Source organism: Terribacillus saccharophilus, from assembly GCF_002272075.1.
Classification (GTDB): Bacteria; Bacillota; Bacilli; order Bacillales; family Amphibacillaceae; genus Terribacillus; species Terribacillus saccharophilus_A.
The window spans coordinates 20508-37879 of the sequence record NZ_NPBJ01000029.1 but is presented as its reverse complement, the minus strand read 5'-3'; the positions used below and the strand labels follow the sequence as shown (position 1 = coordinate 37879).

Below are 17372 nucleotides of genomic sequence, written 5' to 3'. Positions count from 1 at the left end.
CTCCTAATTACCGTTTCGTGAAATAAGATAAACCAAGCAACCGCTCGACAAAGAACATGAATAAAGCTGTGATGATCATCAATACGACGGATAGCGCCGCGATTGTTGGATCGAAGTAATTCTGCACATACGTGAGCATCTCAATTGGCAGCGTGCTTACGCCAGGTCCAGTCATGAAGACCGAAATGTCCACATTATTGAAAGATTCCAAGAATGCAATCAAAACACCGGCAATGATACCGGATTTAATATTAGGCAGAACCACTTTAAAGAAAGTACCGATTCTGCTCGCACCTAAACTGACTGCCGCCTCTTCTATGGAAAAATCGAAGTTAGCAAGACTTGAGGAAACGACACGGATAATGAATGGCAGCATAATGACAGTATGCCCGATAAACAGACCTGCATAGATCGGCAGTTGATAGTATGTAATGAAAAAGCGCAGGAACGTGAAACCTAGCACGATACCAGGAATGATAATCGGAGATACAAATATACCTTCCAGAAGCGCCTTCCCTTTAAAATCAAATCGATTCAAAGCGTACGCTGCTGGTATTCCAATTAGCAGCGCAAGCAGGTTGCCTGCCAGAGAAAGATAGATGGAAACCTTGAACGTTTCCAGGAACCCGCTCACCTCGAATATATTTTTATACCAATCGAGGGAGAAGGATTCCGGCGGGAACCGAAGTACTGTTCCTTGTTCGAAAGAGGTGAAAGAAATAATCACCAATGGCCCCAGCAAGAAAACGAACACCAGAAACGTGAAGATGCCAAGTCCTATATGTTTTTCCCGCATGGTCTACCTCCTCGGATTCAATTTATTTGCCAGTAAATTCATGCAAGTAATGACAATGAGCGTCACTACAATCATGATGGCAGCTAGAATACTGGCCATATGCCAGTCATTTAATGTATTTGCATTTTGATAGAGCAGCGTTGAAAGGACTCGCTGCTGACCTCCCAGCAATGCAGGCGTTGTATAAGCGGTAAAGCTGCCGACAAACACCAGAATTCCCCCAATTACTAAACCAGGTACACAAAGCGGAAGGACTACCTTGGTAAACACTCCAAAACGGCTTGCACCAAGGCTCGCTGCTGCAGTCAGCAAATCTGATTCTATACTTTCCATAACACCCACTAATGTAATGATCGTCAATGGAAGGAAGAGATGGACAAGTCCGATGATGACGGCAGTGGGTGTATACAAAATTTCCAATGGTTCCTGTATGATGCCAATCCCCATCAGTGCTTCATTGACCAGCCCGTTGCGTCCGATGATGACCATCCAGCTGAAGGAACGCACGACAGGACTCGTCAGCAGCGGGAATATTGTCAAAATTAACAGCAATGCTTTCATTTTTGCGGACATTCTGGCAATAAAGTATGCTGTCGGAAAACCGATCACCATACAAATAATGGTAGTCAGAATGCTGACCCGCAGCGTTGTCCATAGTATTTCCAAAAAGTATGAATCCCGGAAGAGACTAGCGTAATTGCTTGTATCAGCTGCTGCTTCATTTGGGAAGAAGGTCGAAATGATTGTCATGCCAATTGGGACGAGCATGAAGATTGTTAGAAATAGAACCCCTGGCAAGATCAGGAGATACTTATAGTAATTTCGCATAATGATTAACTCCCGTTCTTTTGTCTAAGCGTTTAACAGCTTGAGAAAGAGGTCGAAGAAACGAGCTTCATCGAGCTCCAGACAAACATGCATATTCGCCGGATGTCCAAGACGGTTCTGGAAATCACAGATAGTTTGACCGTCGCAGTAGGTGCTGTTCGTCTCCATTGTGACGTGCAGCCATTCAGTTTTTACCAGCTCGGCATCGATTGCAATCGCAACTGCTAGCGGGTCATGCATTGCACAAGCCCATACGCCATTCCGCTCAAAATAGCTATTGCGGTATGTCGCAGTGCTTGTTCGAACATAATCCTGTAATACCGGGTTCTGTATGTGATCTATATGTTCATCCTTCAGCAAAGCGCTTCTCGTAACGTCCAGTCCGACTTGTGTTAAGGAATGGAATCCCGCCTCGAAGACAATGGATGCAGCCTCTGGGTCAGCGAACATGTTATACTCCGCCACCGGTGTCACATTGCCGACTCCTTTCACGACACCGCCCATAAAGACGACTTCTTTGACTGCCGATATAATCTCAGGATACTGCTGTACTGCCTCAGCTAGATTTGTCAGTGGACCTGTCATAATCAACGTAATGTCACCTGGAGCATTCATAACTTGAGTTCGTATAAAGTCCACCGCAGATTGTTCTTGTATCTCACGATTCGTAGCAACACCCTTTAGTGCGCCTCCGATCCCATCTTCACCGTGCACACGATGCTCGAAATGAGGGTTCCGGGTCAGCGGTTTGGCAGCCCCGGCGAATATAGGTGTCTTTTTATCATCAAGCAAATCAAGTATTTTGGCTGTGTTAATAGTGGCTGTTTCTAAGGAAACATTGCCGCTGACTGTCGTGATACCAACAACGTCTAATGCCTCGCTTTTCACAGCAAGCATGATGCCAATTGCATCATCAATACCAGTATCTACATCCAATATGACTTTCTTCATCATGCTCCCCCTTACTTGGTCACTTCTTTATTCCAGCGATCGATCCACTGCTTAGAGTTCTCGACTAGGAAGTCTGCTGGCAGGACATTAAGTTTCTCAATGACATCTTCACCGTACGTAATACCTTCCTGCTCTTCATCGGAAAGTACCACTTCTGTATTAACCGGAGAATCTACCTTTGCTTTTGCTGTCTTCTCTTGTACTTCTGTACTTAACTGATAATTGATAAATTCCTCAGCTAGTTCTTTCTGATCGCTATCCTTCACTACGTTGACTGTATTCATGACAGCATATCCGCCTTCTTCAGGTGTTACAAATTCCGCTTCAGGTACTGCTTCTTTCAATGAGCTGAAGTACATTTCCATGATTGGTCCGCCAGCAATCTCGCCTTGTCCGAACATATTGATGAATTCAGAGGTCTGATTGTATTCGTTAACGATATTAGGCTTCAAAGCATCAAGCTGTTTGAATGCAGCATCTTCATTAAATGAATCGTTGCCGCTCACTTTAGAAGCTGCATCAAGAAACATCGGTCCTGTTGTAGTCGTAATACCAGGAATTGCTACATTACTTTCCCACTCTGCATTCCACAGATCCTTCCATGATGAAACAGTTTCTTTCACCATTTCCGGGTTATAGGCAATTCCGAACTGCCCGATAGTGTAAGCCGGTCCATATCCTTCACCGTTAGGAGACTTGGCTGTCTCATAAATCTTGTCTAGGTTTGTCAGCTTGGAAGAATCCAGCTCCTCGAACAAACCATCATCCACACCTTGCTGTGCGTAATAATCAGATAAGTAGACTAGATCTACATCAGAGTTACCTTGACGTATTTTGTTCAATCGCTCCGCATTATTTCCTGTTTCTACTACAATATCAACATTGTGTTCCTCCTCAAATGGCGCATACACATCTTCATTGAAGAAGTCCTCCGAGAAACCCCATGTAGAGATGACAAGCTTTTCTTTCCCAGCTCCAGCACTATCACTGCCACAAGCAGATAAAGTAAGTGCAGAAGCAATTGCAGCTGAACCTAAAAGCATTTTAATACGACCATTCATGTGAAAAACCCCCATATAATAAGTGATTTATAAAAGCAAAAAAAGAAGACAATCTTAATAGAATGCGAGCATTCTACAAGATCATCTTCTCTTCGATCAACAAAGGTCAGACCAATCAAGCTTTTCTATGGCATTAGCCGCATACCAGATAAATCCGGTTTTAGCTTAACTGCCTAAGACAATATTGGTAAAAGCACGTTGAGAGGCTGCGTCGTAATCTCGTAGTATTGACTCAATGTGCCATTCCGTTTCATTATGCAATTTTTCTGCCAAGCGTTTTTTGTACAGCATCGATAACCGGAAGTCGACCTCCTGCTTCAAGCTAGGAGCCTCGCCTTCCAAAGCTGCAGATCGCGGAGAACGCCGATGCTTGGCTTGGATGGTGATGATGTTCTGATCGATAGATACCTTCAGTAATGTCGTTCCGACACCGAACAATTCCTTCGACACATCATTGTACATATGTGACAGCATCTTCTTGATTTCATTGCTATTCTCTAGCATGCCAACAACCACCTGTCATGTATGTGGTAAGGTCATTATACATACTTTAATAACCCAAATCAATATATTGTTCGGATTTAAATGTTTTTTTCTGTTTTACATTCAGTTATTGTTCACTAAAAAAGAGAGACAGGATTTATCATGTCTCTCTTACCATTATCATATCGCGGTATTCCCGCTCTGCTTTTATTAGTTGCTTTGCCCTATACAAACGGGTTTTAACTGTTGATTTAGTCAAAGATAGGTTTGCAGCAATTTCACTTTCCTTCATATCTTTCACATAACGCAGCGTGAGCACTTCCTGGAGTTTTGGCTTCAGCTTTCGAATATCCTGCTCCAGTTCCCGTTTCGTCTCCCGGAGCTCGACTTCTTCAATCACGATATGCTCGAGATAATGCTGCTCCAGCTCCCAACTGGCCAGCTCAATGCTGATAAACTTACGCTTTCCTTCTTTACGAAGCATATCAATGGCCGTACGGGAAGCGATTGTTGCCAGCCACGCACCAGCCTTCGACACATCCTCCAGCTTGTCCAAATTCCGATAAGCCTTGATAAACGTTTCCTGCGCCGCATCCTCCGCCAGCTGCGGATCACGCAGCACCTTCTGAGCCGCGTGATATACCCGCTGATGGTAGAGCGAATAGATATGCTGAAACACCGACTCCGTCACATATACATACTCGCTAGCCACGCTTTATTCCTCCAATTGGTTTTTGATTGATTCGGGAAGGTCGTCATATTCAATTGAGAACTCAGCAGAGATATCTGATTCCCCATCAAGTTTGATTCCCACGTAGTATGAGTCTTGTTTTCCGCTATACTCGATAAGATGGTCAAATATATACTTGATGTCTTTTTGGTCCTCTACTTTTAAAGTATTTTCATAGTTATAATCGTCCAATTGCAGATAAGCGATATCTTCCGGAACAGTACGGATATCTTCATATAGTCCCGCATCCTCCAAGACCTTAACCGTATTTTCATAACTGTCATCAAATGACGCATAGTAGTATATATCAGGTTTTTTTGTGAGGAAATCGATTGTATATGTTTGCATTTTATCTGGATTTATTTGTGTATGCGTACTATCAATGTCCTTTTTAAGAGCATCCAAAAGTGCATCAATTGTGTTTTGATCAGAGATGGTTGGACCATCGGAAGGAAGTAAATTCGATTGCAAATCTAATGCGTAAATAGCATCTCTATCGACATTGAACACTTGATTATTCGCATGCTTGTATTGGCTGGAGCCTTCAATCTCGTACTGCAGTTTTTTCAATTTCGGATTTTCTTCCAATGAATATGCATAGGATCTAGCTAACTTTTTTCCATTTTTCAATTCATAGACAATAAACGTATAACGAGTATCATCGGAAGAATCGGCGAATTGGCTGCTAGAAGATTCGATAACTTCTTTCTGTAATCGCTGCACCATCTCAATATCATTTTCCTCTGTAAAATAAAGCGGCTCTATACCAGGAGGGATATAATCTTCGTCTCTGTTGTAAGTAAACTCATCGCCAAAATAGACTTTCTCTACTTCACTAACTTCAGGAATATTATTTTCATAGCTTTCTTTGACTAAATAAACACTTAGAAATACGGCGACTAGAAAGCCCGCGAAAATCAGATACGATTTATAATTGCTGTAAACTCTCCATGTTTTCTTCAAGATAGCTTCAGCAATGATGAAACCGAGCAAAGAGCCAGCCAAATAGCCAATCACAGTCCAGCTCATGGATCCAGTCATTTCGTGGAAATATAAACCACCTGTCATCATGACACAGAATGTCACGCCAAATCGGAAGACCGGCTGCATAAATGGGTAAACAATAGCTTGAGAAGTATACTCCAATTTGCGATGCACATATAGCCAATAAGCACCCAGGTATAGTAGAATGCCAGCAGCTGCAAAAATACTGATCATAAACCAGGAAATTCTATGCTGAGAAAGAATGATCCCCATAAAATAACTGATAGGCGAGAATTTCACCACCGCTGCATCTAAGTAATAATCAAGAGGGAAACCAGTTAATAAAGTTCTCAAATTAAAGAATATCAATATCATGATTCCAGCCGGAAACAAGACAAAAATATAGGTCAAGACAACATGCATCGACAATAAGCCTGTGACCATGCCAATAAAGTTTGTTGCAGTGTATATGAGCACATTCAGAAATAGCAATACACATAACCAATACAGGACATTCATTCCATTATAATAACTGCCTATGCCTGTAAATGCTTTCAGTACATATAGGATAATTCCATTCAGGATTATAGGCAATGTCAGCAGAATCAATCCTGTAGCTGCATGGTGATGTAATAATGCAGATCTTTTGATTGGCATACTATGAACAAAATCAGATGTCTGCTTTTTATGCAAATAACGGAACAGTATTACCCCGAAAAATACTGGCACAGTAATAGATAGAATCCATTGTAGTTCAGGCAGATAAAGAAATAGACTTCCTTTCTCCATATATCTCCTTGTTTCAGGATTCGTGTATTGGAAAAGGATTTGCAGCGGCAATATCACAAATAAAGCCAGGAAATACAGCACACTCAGCCAGCCGGTCAGACGGATATCATGGCGAATAATCTGCTTCTTAATCGAGGATGTTTTCGATGGCATAGCCAGCACCTCCCATTTCATAGATAAAGATTTCTTCCAGTGATAGCGGCAGCATATCCAGTATGACTGGGTTTTGTGCTGCAAGTATTCTTTCTAACTCCTGATGGTCTGCTTTGACAATCAGCAGATGGATACTCCCGCGTTTTTCCTGGTGAAGGATATTTAGTTCTTCTAAAAAACTCATATCCTGCCCTTTCCGCAGAGCAAACTGAACTTTTTGAACCTCTGTCTTCATATCATCCAGATTGCGCTCCAGAATCATCTTTCCTTTATGTACAATACCGACGTCGTCACAGAGGTTTTCCATTTCCCGCAGATTGTGGGAAGAAATAAGAACAGTCATCTCTCTCTCTGCTACGTCATTGATGAGTAAGCCTTTAATTCGCTGCCGCACGACAGCGTCCAATCCATCCAGCGGTTCATCCATGATCAGAAAATCGGGCTTTGCTGCCAATGCCAGACAAAAAGCTACTTGCCGCTGCATCCCTTTCGAAAAGGTAGAGACTTTCTTGTTCTCGAGTTTGAATTGGCTGATTAGCTGGTCATATCGCTGCTGGTCCCAATTTGCATACAAATCCGCATAATATCGTCCCATCTGCTTCACTGTATATTGCGGCAGAAAATAAAGAATATCAGGCATGAAGATGATGCGCTGCTTTAACGCCACATTTTCAAATACTGTTTTGCCGTCAACCAGGACACTCCCTTTGTCTTGTTTCAGGATACCGGCAAGAATACGTATTATGGTTGTCTTGCCTGCACCGTTTGAGCCAAGCAGACCATAGATTGTCCCTTTTTTCACCTGGAAACCAACTTGGTCCAACACTTGCTTCCGGTCAAATTTTTTACTTAATTCTACTGCTTTGATCATGTTTCACTTCCTCCCCCATTACGCAGCTGCTGCTCCACCACATTTCGAATTTCATTTGCTGTCATACCAATATACTGTGCCTCGGTCAGCAGTTTTTTCAATTCTTCCTGCATTTGCATCACCTTTTGCGGATCGACTTGTGCACTAATCGCGTTCACGAAACTCCCCCGTCCCTTCACGGAATAAATCAATTCTTGGTTCTCAAGCTCTCGGTATGCTTTCTGAATTGTATTCGGATTGATCGTCAGCTGCTGGGCAAGCTCCCGTACCGAGGGAAGCTTCTCGTCTGTTTCCAGCACTTGATTGATGATCAGTTCCTTGAACTTATCGACGATTTGTTCATAAATCGGCTTGCCGCTTCGCAAGTCAAGTTCAAACATGTATTCACCTCATTCAGGCTGTGTATTAACTGTATTAGTTATAATAGTACACTTGATACACCAAAGTATACATCAGCGTATTCCATTTGAAAAGCACTTTTTTCCAAAAATAAAAAGCCAAATCATAAGATCTAGCTTTGCCACTAAATTTATATAATTAGATGCGTAACGTCCTGGCTTCAATGCCTCGTATTACAGGATTCTTTGCTGAACATAAAAAACCCGTCCTAATCATAATTAGAACGGGTTAAAGCACAAGTTAACCAAGACCGATGATATTGAAACCAGCATCAACGTAAACGATCTCACCAGTTACACCGCGGGAAAGGGCACCCAGCAAACCGACTGTCATATCGCCAACTTCTTCAGCAGAAACATTACGGCGTAGCGGTGCAGTATGTTCCACTTTTGAAAGAATGTCATTGAAAGAAGGTACGCCTTTTGCAGCCAATGTACGGATCGGACCTGCAGAGATAGCGTTAATACGGATATTATCCGGACCAAGATCATTAGCCAAGTAGCGTACACTTGCTTCCAAAGCTGCTTTTGCAACACCCATGACATTGTAGCCCTGCAGAACACGGTCAGCGCCAAGGTAGCTCATTGTCACGATGGAACCGCCTTCTGACATAATCGGGCGAACAGCTTTTGCTACAGCTACTAGTGAATACGCACTTGTATCCTGTGCAAATGCATAGCCGTCACGAGAAGTGTCGATGAAATCACCATTCAAATCTTCTTTATGCGCATGTGCAACGGAATGTACAAGACCATGGACAGTTGTGAACTTGTCTTTGATTTCTGCAAATGCAGATGCGATGCTGTCATCATCGTTAACATCACATTGGATAACTGCTGCTTCCATTTCATTCTTTTCCAATAGCTTGTTCAGCTTTTTAGCGGAACGCTCCTGACGATATGTAAAAATCAGCTTCGCACCAGCAGCATACAATGATTGCGCAACGCCCCATGCGATACTGCGGTCATTCGCCACACCCATGATGACGATGTGCTTATCCTGTAATTGTAGAAAGTCCTTCATTTTCATTCTCCTTCTAATGAACAGTTTCGTTCACGTTTTCTACCGCCTATCATAACAGAAAACAGAAATGAAAGGAATGACACGTCTGTTCAGACAAGTCACACTTCTATATAATAGGTTTTGGAAATAACAACCAAATTATCGTGAGGTGAAAAGATGGATAATATGCCTCCCAATAAATCTGGAGACAATTTTGATAAAAGACTCCAGGATTTATACGATCAAGGCTACATATCTGATGCAGTATTCACAAGCGCTTTAAACGGTAATCGAAGAAAGCGGCTTAATGATGCTTCAAATCACAAAGAAGCACAGACGCAAAGAGATTCAGTACCTATGCAGCAAACAGCTGCAACAGCAGTACAAACGCAACCTGTACCAAAACCGGCTGTATATGCAAATTCATCCTTTAAAAAACAAAAGTCTCCGGAGCAAATCCGTGAGCGCAATCTAACAATCAATCTTGTCCTTGGAATCATTATGCTTTTCTTTGGCGGGTTATATCTCGGCACTTCCAATTGGGGAAACTTCTCTTCTTTAGGGAAAGTGTTATTAATCAGCTTGATTCCTTTCCTTTTCGCAGGATTGAGTTATATCAGCTATAAGGTCCGGATTCCACAGACAGCCTTCGCCTTCTTAATGCTTGCTGCGCTGTTTGTACCGATAGTCATTTTCTCGGCATCTTATTATCAGCTGTTTGGGAGTTATTTGTCCTTCGGTGGTGACGGAGCAGCCTTAATCGGAACCATTGCGGCATTAAGCTGTACAGCTTTGTACTATGCAGTGGCAGCACGCACAGGCTCAAAAGCATTCATTTGGGTGACCTATGTCGGCTTATCGTCGACACTAATCTCAGCACTGCTGTATGTGACGACTACATATAGTGCATTTCTATTCTTTTTACAGCTAGCCAATTTGCTGCTGCTTTTGTTCGAGCGAACTATCCGAAATTCCTTCAAACTTCAGACATTGCAGCGTTATTGGCCATATTATCTGCAAATGAAGCTTGGAACAGAAGCCATCATCACAATTATTTTGATGACCAGCGCCATTACTTATGATCTGACTTTATTGGTGATTGGAATTAACGCATTGATTCTGGCCGCCAAGAACTTCAGCAGACTCTACCATTTTGGCTTTATCGTATTCACCTTAATTGGCGGCACCTCACTTCTTTTGGAGATTGATTCTTATTTCAACATGTTCTTTGGTCAATTCATAGGCTTAGGATTCATTCTCGTTCTGTTGACATGGAATTTGCCTCGCTGGTTGCAAGTGGTCTACGAATCCTTTATCCATGCTATAAATGGCTTTCTTCTGTTCTTTTTCACAAGTCTTATCTATTATTTCGAATTTAATTGGGCGTACTTGATCGGAATTTTATTCCTGCTGGTTCAGTATACAATTTGGACGGTTGCATCACGCAAAATCTACTACAGTTACCCAAGCGTCGGAATGTTCCTAATTGTCGTCTATTGGCTGCTTTATATGGCTGGTTCCTCAATCTGGATCCGCACAAGTGCATTCGCGACATTATCTTTCATTGGGCTGGCATACAGTTATATTTGGCCGAGAAGGATAACTCTTTTGAAGCCATTCCAAGTTACGATAAACTGGACAGCAGTTGGAACCGTCATTCCTATATTCCTGGTGAATCATAGTTATGGATATTATGAAGCAAATAGTTATCTGCTGCTATTAGTGGCTGCGGCAGGTTTCTTCTGTTACAGCAAGGAAAATGCAGAAGTTGTGCTCATCAGTAAGATTGTTACTCCGATTAGCTTGATTGCAGCGTTATTACTCGGTGGTTACCGTCTGTATACCGAAAATGATTTTTATCGTGAACAAGTTGGTATTTCAGGACACGCGACTTTGATTGCATTGATAGCTATTGCAATCGCATTCCTTTGCCGTAAATATCGGTACCAGCCGTTATTTTTGTCGTTTTTCCTAACAGGCCAAATCTTGCAAAGTTACGCTGTTGCGATTGCCATCTTATCGTGGAATTTACCGGCGGTCACTGTTACGTTCGTTTCACTTATCAATGTTGGTATTCAGTTAATGGCTCTTCAAGTCTTTCGGAAGCATCCATTATGGGTTGCCGTGCTCGGCTCCATCATCGTGACCTATGCATCACTGCAAAATCTATTCGGAATAAGGGACTCAAATATAATAACGGCTTATGTGCTGTTATGCGGCGTGCTATTCTTTGCAGCTAGTCTATACATCAAGAAGAAAGCTCCGATTGGATCGGTCTACTTTTTCTGGTGCAGTCATGCTTTGATAATTTTTGGTACGCTATGGGTATTGCTTGCACAGTTGTTAGATTATGTTCCGCCTATCTGGCTTCTTATTCCGCTCGTCCAATTCGTGTTTTCTGCACATATTGTGACGAGAACGATAGAAAAGTATATATTTGCAAATGCCAGTATTATAGTTGTCTTCCTTATCTCGATCACTCATTTGGATCAGTACACAAATCTGAGTCATCAATTTACATTGGCTGCAGCTCTAACAACAGTTTGCATTGCCTTGGTATATGCGCTGCTGCCTAACTGGCGGTCTTTACTGCGGATCAGTCTGCTGACTGCCTATAATGTTATTCTGCTGTTCGCATTAGCAGAGCTTACTATTCTTTTCTCCTGGCAGATCATCCTGCTAGCCATCTTTGTCGGGGTAATAGCAATCTATCAACAGCATCAATGGCAGCTAAGCATTATTTCTGCCTGTACATTGCTGTTACTTCTCACAATTACACTTCTCTATGGCAGTATCGGCCAAGAAATCCGTACAGCTTACTTACTGCTGGCCGGGGCAGCAGGATTAGCAATTACCAGCTTCAGCAATTACCAATCTTTCGTTGCTGAAGCTGACAAGTATTCTGTTTGGAATAGAATAGATTTATATCGGATTGGCGCTATCGTTTATACCGTTGTCGGAAGTCTGGCGGGCGTTGCAGCGTATGAATCCGGCCTTGCTGATACGCTATTTGGTTTGACAGTTCCAGCACTGTTATTTGCGATCAGTATCTATACAGCACCTGCTGCTGAAAAGCGTTATGTACGGCTGGCTGCTATCGTATCTTGTTTGTACCCTTATATACTTGTGCTGCAAATTGCAGACATAAGTCCATATTTAACAACAGAGCTGTATGTTGTGCCAATTGCATTACTAGTTCTTATCATCTTGCGGCTGTTTTTCTATGATCCTGATGTGACACCGCATATTGAGTTAGTTTTGCTTACAATTGGATTCGGCATTTTGGTGCTCGATGGACTGTCTACGATGACTATTTATGATGCCCTATCCCTTGGCAGTCTTTCTTTACTAGCAGCTGTCATTGGTTTCTTACGAAAATATCGTGCGTATTTCCTGACGGGTACGATCACCGTTGTATTTAACTTATTCTTCAACACGCGTACGCTTTGGGGCAGCGCACCATGGTGGTTATATCTTATTGGAGCCGGCTTCCTGCTGATTGCCTCTGCCAGCTTTATTGAATATCAGAAACAAAAGCATGATAGAACCACCGAATCTCTGCTGCAAGCCAGCAAATCCAGGTGGACAAAATGGTTTAAGCAATATAAATAAAGAAAGGCAGCTGTCTGCGCTAAGACAGCTGCCTTTCTTTTCATTAAAAATCGAATTCATCCGGATGCGGCCCGCTACGGGTACCATCATCCAATTGATCCAAACGTTCCATATCTTCTAGTTGAATTTCGAAATCGAAGACTTCCTTATTTTCAATAATACGTTTGTCTGTCATTGATTTTGGTATCGTTATGACATCATGCTGAATATCCCAGCGAAGCACAATCTGAGCCGGTGACTTCCCGTATTTAGCAGAAAGCTCCTCAAGTAAAGGCTGTGCCAGTAGCTCTCCATTCATAAGCGGAGACCATGCTTCCAAATGAATACCCTTTTTCTTCGTATATGCACGCAGATCTGCTTGGATCAAGCGCGGATGGAATTCTACCTGATTCACAGCTGGTACGACAGATGCGGTACTTAGTAGTTCCTCCAGATGATGTACTTGGAAGTTGCTTACACCAATCGCTTTTACTTTCTTCTCTTTATATAACTCTTCTAGTGCACGATAGGCTTCTAAGAACTTATCTTTTCCAGGCCAATGGATTAAATATAGATCGAGATACTCAAGCTTCATTTTCTCCAGGCTCTCTTGATAAGCTGCTTTCGTTTGTTCAAACGTCAGGTCTGCATTCCACACTTTAGAGGTGACAAACAAATCTTCTCTCTTCACTAATCCTGCTTCAATGGCCTGGTTAATCCCTTGGCCGACACTTGCTTCATTTCCGTAAATAGCAGCTGTATCAATGCTGCGATAGCCTTGCTCGATAGCAAAATAGACTTTATCAGCTAGTTGTTCTCCATCTTCTACACGGAAGACACCGTATCCTAGCATCGGCATAGAATTGCCGTTATTGAGCTTTACTGATTTCATGAGATATTACTCCTTTGTTTTCTAATTTTCTCGAAATAGCTGTTAAACCAACTGCTGCAGCAACCATGATTGCAGCCAACCAGCTTGTATGAATCAGACCGAGCCGCTCCGTAATGACTCCTCCCAAATAGGATCCAAGGGCAATTCCAGCATTGAAAGCTGCAATATTCCATGCAGAAGCTATATCTACCGCCTGTGGCACGAGCCGTTCGGCAAGCACAACGATATACGACTGCAAACCCGGAACGTTCATAAATGCGAACAACCCCATGAGAAGAATAAACAGCAAACAAAGTCCCTTGACAGGCAGCGTGATGTATAAGGCTGCAAGTACAATTGCCTGTATGGCAAACATATAAAATAAAGCATGAACAGGCCGTCTATTTGCAAGCCTGCCACCAGCAATGTTTCCGACCGCTACCGCCACACCATATACTAGCAACAGCCAAGTCACAGTCCCTGGCTGAAAGCCGCTTATCTGCTGCAGAAGTGGTGACAAATACGTAAAGACAACGAATGTACCGCCATAGCCAAGTGCCGTAATAAGAAGTACAAGTACGATAGGTACTGATCGTAAGAGGCTAGTTTGATCTTTTAGTCTTACTTTGACGCCTTTAGGCAGCGTATTTGGCAGCAATGCCAGATTAGCCAAGCTAGCGAGAATTCCAATAACTACGATGAATAGAAAAGCAATTCGCCAATCAAGCTGCTGACCGATGAATGTGCCGAATGGAACTCCCGTGATAGTCGCTACCGTAAGTCCGGTGAACATGATACTTATTGCTCCAGCCCGCTTATTTGGCGGAACTAAACTAGCAGCAATTGTCGAGCCGATAGACATAAATACGCCGTGTGCAAGTGCTGAGATGAAACGTGCGGTCAGTAAAACAGACATATTAGGAGCCATAGCGGCAATACTATTACCTATTAAAAAGACAAGCATAACCAATAGAAGCTGCTTCTTTTTCGGTATACTGGAAAGCATCGGTGTCAGGATCGGAGCACCGACAACGACCCCGACGGCATATAGGGACACTGTAAGCCCGGCCGCCTGCACTGATGAGTGAAAGTCATCCGCAATCAACGGCAACAGACCCACACTGATGAATTCTGTTGTGCCGATCGCAAATGCTGTAATAGCCAAAGCGATCAAGGCAAAGGTTTGTTTTCCTTTCATATTACATTTCCTTTCCGGTTCTTTTATCTCCCGCCTCAGCCGGAGTAATGTTATTATGTCGTATGGGATTCATATTGAACAGTACGTACTTTTTTGTGCTATAGGCACCATTTAGTACCTATATAAGGAGAGAAGACGATGCAAAAGAAATATAATATTAGTGTGGAAGCAACACTTGAAGTGATCGGCGGAAAGTGGAAAACCGTTATTCTTTGCCATTTGACACATGGAAAGAGACGGACAAGCGAATTAAAGCGGCTTATGCCGAATATCTCCCAAAAAATGCTCACTCAGCAGCTCCGAGAGCTGGAGGCAGATGGAATTATCAATCGTATCCAATACCACGAGCTGCCACCGCGTGTCGAATACGAGCTGAGTGATTATGGCTGGAGCTTACAAACCATTCTCGACTCGTTATGCAGCTGGGGTGAATCCCATATCGTCAAGGTATATGGAAATAAAGAAGACTACCTGGAAAAGACGTATCTAAACGAATGAAAACAGCTATAGCATGATCGCTATAGCTGTTTTTTCTTACAATGTTTCGATATTCACTTTGTTTTTTTGTTGAGCTTTGACTTGCTCTCCCTCTTGGAAAACAACTCTTTCAGCAGATCCCAGATTCGTGAACACAACCGGAGTCAGCAAGGATGGGACGTGTGGTTGAATTCTTGCGAGGTCAGCTTCCGCGATTTTTTGACCCGCAGTGACCTGGTCTCCCTCTTTCACGAAGACCTCGAATCCTTCACCCTTCAAATTCACTGTTTCTAATCCGATGTGGATCAGCACCTCACGACCAGTGTCTGCTTCTACACCAATGGCGTGCTTTGTCGGAAAAATGTTGATGACTTTTCCGTTAACTGGAGAAACAACTGTTCCATCGACAGGTTCGATTGCAAAGCCATCTCCCATCAATTTCTCAGAGAAGACCAGATCCGGTACGTCTTCCAAGTAACGAAGTGTACCAGACATTGGAATAACAAATCCTTTTATATGTAGATCATCCTGAAGTGAATTTATTATAACATCGTCGACCAGTTTACCGACTTCTGCTGCATGTGCTGCTTCAATTTGCGGGCTCGAATTTTTGCCATTTATGATATCCTGCATTTGCTCTTTCAGCCCTTCCGATTTCGGCCCAAAAATGGCTTGCATATTGTTGCCGACTTCCAGCACACCCGCTGCTCCTAGTTTCTTCAGTGCAGTTTTATCGACTTTGTTTTTATCATTCACTGTGACTCGAAGACGTGTTAGACATGCGTCCAGATACTTGATATTTTCTTTAGTACCCATCGCTTCAAGCACGTGATACGCCAGTCCTCCAGTCTGAGCATTCCTTCCGTTTGTTGCTTCTTGCACTCCTCTTTCACGACCTGGCGTCATGAGGTTGAATTTACGGATAGCGAATCGGAACCCGAAATAGTAGATTACCGCAAAAGCCAACCCTACTGGAATGACCAGCCACCAATCAGTTCGGTTTGGCAGGATTCCGTACAGGAAGAAATCAATGAATCCACCGGAGAATGTCATTCCTACTTTAATATCCAGCATGTACATCGTCATATAGGAAAGTCCGGCAAATACACAGTGTACAGCGTACAATAGTGGTGCTACGAACAGGAAAGAGAAATCAAGCGGTTCGGTGATCCCTGTCAAGAAGGAAGTCAGTGCTGCTGACCCCATCAACCCAGCAACAACTTTCTTTCTTTCAGGGCTTGCTTCGTGATAAATAGCCAACGCTGCCGCCGGTAAACCGAACATCATGAACGGATATCTGCCAGTCATGAATGTACCTGCTGTCAGCTCTGCCCCGTCTCTGATTTGTGCCATAAAAATACGCTGATCCCCACGGATCAGTTCACCAGCCGCATTTGTATAGCTGAAGAATTCATACCAAAACGGCGAATAAAAGATATGATGCAATCCGAACGGAATCAACGCCCGCTCAATGACACCGAAAATGAAGGCTGTCAGTGTCATATTGGAAGATAACAGGCCGCTCGAGAAGCTATTCAATGCATGTTGAATTGGCGGCCAGACAACAAGCATTAACAGACCGAGCATCAATGCAGCAAGAGATGTCACGATTGGAACGAAACGCTTTCCGGCGAAGAATCCTAGATACTGCGGCAATTCAATTTTATAAAATCTATTGAACATAATGGCTGCCAGGACACCGACAATGATCCCGCCGAATACTCCTGTGGCGAGCGTCGGTATTCCGAGCGTCGACGTATATGCCGGATTATTCCCCGCAAAGAATTCCGCTTGTTCACCAGCATCTTTCGGAATGCTGCCATTAGCGATGAGCACCGCACTCATCGTCACGTTCATGATCAGATAACCGATGATGGCAGCTATACCTGCCACACCATCCCCATTCGCAAGTCCAATGGCAACACCCACCGCAAATAGTAGCGGCAAGTTATCAAATACGATATAGCCGGCACTTTGCATAACAGAAGCAATGAGCTGCACCAAAGCACTGTTTAAAAAGCCGACATTCCCCATCAAATCCGGATTCTGCAATGCATCACCCAATGCCAGCAAAATACCGGCAGCAGGAAGGATCGCAACAGGCAGCATAAGTGCCCGTCCAATCTTCTGCAAAACACCAAAAGCACTTTTCATCTTCTTAACCTCCGATTTTCACGGTTGATAACGG

At 43.1% G+C, this 17372-nt stretch carries 15 protein-coding genes; 2 read left to right on the top strand and 13 right to left on the bottom strand.

All coding sequences use genetic code 11. The annotated features are described in order from the left end of the window. Positions 1-7 precede the first annotated feature (7 nt). The 10 genes from CHH48_RS14995 to fabI form a co-directional block, all read right to left on the bottom strand. Positions 8-796 (bottom strand): ABC transporter permease, encoded by a 789-nt coding sequence (locus CHH48_RS14995; protein ID WP_095219968.1) that lies wholly within the window; start codon positions 794-796, stop codon positions 8-10. A gap of 3 nt (positions 797-799) precedes the next feature. After that, entirely contained in the window at positions 800-1624 is an 825-nt protein-coding gene (locus tag CHH48_RS14990; RefSeq protein WP_095219967.1) for an ABC transporter permease, read from the bottom strand. A 24-nt stretch (positions 1625-1648) separates the two neighbouring features. Next, a complete protein-coding gene (locus tag CHH48_RS14985; protein ID WP_095219966.1) occupies positions 1649-2575 on the bottom strand; it encodes a nucleoside hydrolase in 927 nt (308 codons plus the stop codon). Positions 2576-2586: 11 nt separating this feature from the next. Then, positions 2587-3636: an ABC transporter substrate-binding protein gene (locus CHH48_RS14980; protein ID WP_095219965.1), complete on the bottom strand. Its 1050-nt coding sequence runs from the start codon at positions 3634-3636 to the stop codon at positions 2587-2589. Positions 3637-3801: 165 nt separating this feature from the next. Next, the gene (locus tag CHH48_RS14975; protein WP_095219964.1) at positions 3802-4140 is read right to left on the bottom strand and encodes a Na-translocating system protein MpsC family protein; all 339 of its coding nucleotides are present in this window, start codon (positions 4138-4140) and stop codon (positions 3802-3804) included. Between the two features lie 139 nt (positions 4141-4279). Continuing rightward, entirely contained in the window at positions 4280-4831 is a 552-nt protein-coding gene (locus tag CHH48_RS14970) for an RNA polymerase sigma factor (RefSeq protein ID WP_095219963.1), read from the bottom strand. Positions 4832-4834: 3 nt separating this feature from the next. Next, entirely contained in the window at positions 4835-6775 is a 1941-nt protein-coding gene (locus CHH48_RS14965) for a DMT family transporter (protein ID WP_095219962.1), read from the bottom strand. Further along, the gene (locus tag CHH48_RS14960) at positions 6750-7646 is read right to left on the bottom strand and encodes an ABC transporter ATP-binding protein (protein ID WP_095219961.1); all 897 of its coding nucleotides are present in this window, start codon (positions 7644-7646) and stop codon (positions 6750-6752) included. Before CHH48_RS14960 ends, CHH48_RS14965 begins: the two co-directional genes overlap by 26 nt. Beyond that, positions 7643-8026, bottom strand: coding sequence for a GntR family transcriptional regulator (locus tag CHH48_RS14955; protein ID WP_095219960.1), 384 nt, complete (start codon positions 8024-8026; stop codon positions 7643-7645). The genes CHH48_RS14960 and CHH48_RS14955 overlap by 4 nt, the downstream gene beginning before the upstream one ends. Before the next feature lie 259 nt (positions 8027-8285). Next, complete coding sequence (gene fabI, locus CHH48_RS14950) at positions 8286-9068, bottom strand: enoyl-ACP reductase FabI (protein ID WP_095219959.1); 783 nt, start codon at positions 9066-9068, stop codon at positions 8286-8288. Between the two features lie 156 nt (positions 9069-9224). On the opposite strand from fabI, the gene CHH48_RS14945 reads away from it, so the two are divergent. Then, positions 9225-12659: a hypothetical protein gene (locus CHH48_RS14945; protein WP_095219958.1), complete on the top strand. Its 3435-nt coding sequence runs from the start codon at positions 9225-9227 to the stop codon at positions 12657-12659. Positions 12660-12702: 43 nt separating this feature from the next. Here the strand turns inward: CHH48_RS14945 and CHH48_RS14940 are convergent, their stop codons facing one another. Further along, positions 12703-13530, bottom strand: a complete 828-nt coding sequence (locus tag CHH48_RS14940; protein WP_095219957.1) for an aldo/keto reductase — start codon at positions 13528-13530, stop codon at positions 12703-12705. Further along, positions 13508-14707 carry an MFS transporter gene (locus CHH48_RS14935; protein WP_095219956.1) on the bottom strand — a complete coding sequence of 400 codons (1200 nt, stop codon included), beginning with the start codon at positions 14705-14707 and terminating at the stop codon, positions 13508-13510. Before CHH48_RS14935 ends, CHH48_RS14940 begins: the two co-directional genes overlap by 23 nt. Before the next feature lie 138 nt (positions 14708-14845). Here CHH48_RS14935 and CHH48_RS14930 point away from each other — a divergent pair, with 138 nt between their 5' ends. Further along, positions 14846-15205 (top strand): winged helix-turn-helix transcriptional regulator, encoded by a 360-nt coding sequence (locus CHH48_RS14930; protein WP_095219955.1) that lies wholly within the window; start codon positions 14846-14848, stop codon positions 15203-15205. 36 nt (positions 15206-15241) lie between these two features. Here the strand turns inward: CHH48_RS14930 and ptsG are convergent, their stop codons facing one another. Next, positions 15242-17338 carry a glucose-specific PTS transporter subunit IIBC gene (gene ptsG / locus CHH48_RS14925; RefSeq protein ID WP_095219954.1) on the bottom strand — a complete coding sequence of 699 codons (2097 nt, stop codon included), beginning with the start codon at positions 17336-17338 and terminating at the stop codon, positions 15242-15244. Positions 17339-17372: the final 34 nt, after the last annotated feature.

Excerpts from the sequence above, each read along its gene's own strand:
- CHH48_RS14940 (WP_095219957.1), bottom strand. The coding sequence starts at position 13,530 with ATGAAATCAGTAAAGCTCAATAACGGCAATTCTATGCCGATGCTAGGA.
- CHH48_RS14995 (WP_095219968.1), bottom strand. The coding sequence starts at position 796 with ATGCGGGAAAAACATATAGGACTTGGCATCTTCACGTTTCTGGTGTTC.
- CHH48_RS14960 (WP_095219961.1), bottom strand. The coding sequence starts at position 7,646 with ATGATCAAAGCAGTAGAATTAAGTAAAAAATTTGACCGGAAGCAAGTG.
- CHH48_RS14955 (WP_095219960.1), bottom strand. The coding sequence starts at position 8,026 with ATGTTTGAACTTGACTTGCGAAGCGGCAAGCCGATTTATGAACAAATC.
- CHH48_RS14945 (WP_095219958.1), top strand. The coding sequence starts at position 9,225 with ATGGATAATATGCCTCCCAATAAATCTGGAGACAATTTTGATAAAAGA.
- CHH48_RS14980 (WP_095219965.1), bottom strand. The coding sequence starts at position 3,636 with ATGAATGGTCGTATTAAAATGCTTTTAGGTTCAGCTGCAATTGCTTCT.
- CHH48_RS14930 (WP_095219955.1), top strand. The coding sequence starts at position 14,846 with ATGCAAAAGAAATATAATATTAGTGTGGAAGCAACACTTGAAGTGATC.
- CHH48_RS14985 (WP_095219966.1), bottom strand. The coding sequence starts at position 2,575 with ATGAAGAAAGTCATATTGGATGTAGATACTGGTATTGATGATGCAATT.
- CHH48_RS14975 (WP_095219964.1), bottom strand. The coding sequence starts at position 4,140 with ATGCTAGAGAATAGCAATGAAATCAAGAAGATGCTGTCACATATGTAC.
- fabI (WP_095219959.1), bottom strand. The coding sequence starts at position 9,068 with ATGAAGGACTTTCTACAATTACAGGATAAGCACATCGTCATCATGGGT.
- ptsG (WP_095219954.1), bottom strand. The coding sequence starts at position 17,338 with ATGAAAAGTGCTTTTGGTGTTTTGCAGAAGATTGGACGGGCACTTATG.
- CHH48_RS14965 (WP_095219962.1), bottom strand. The coding sequence starts at position 6,775 with ATGCCATCGAAAACATCCTCGATTAAGAAGCAGATTATTCGCCATGAT.
- CHH48_RS14990 (WP_095219967.1), bottom strand. The coding sequence starts at position 1,624 with ATGCGAAATTACTATAAGTATCTCCTGATCTTGCCAGGGGTTCTATTT.
- CHH48_RS14935 (WP_095219956.1), bottom strand. The coding sequence starts at position 14,707 with ATGAAAGGAAAACAAACCTTTGCCTTGATCGCTTTGGCTATTACAGCA.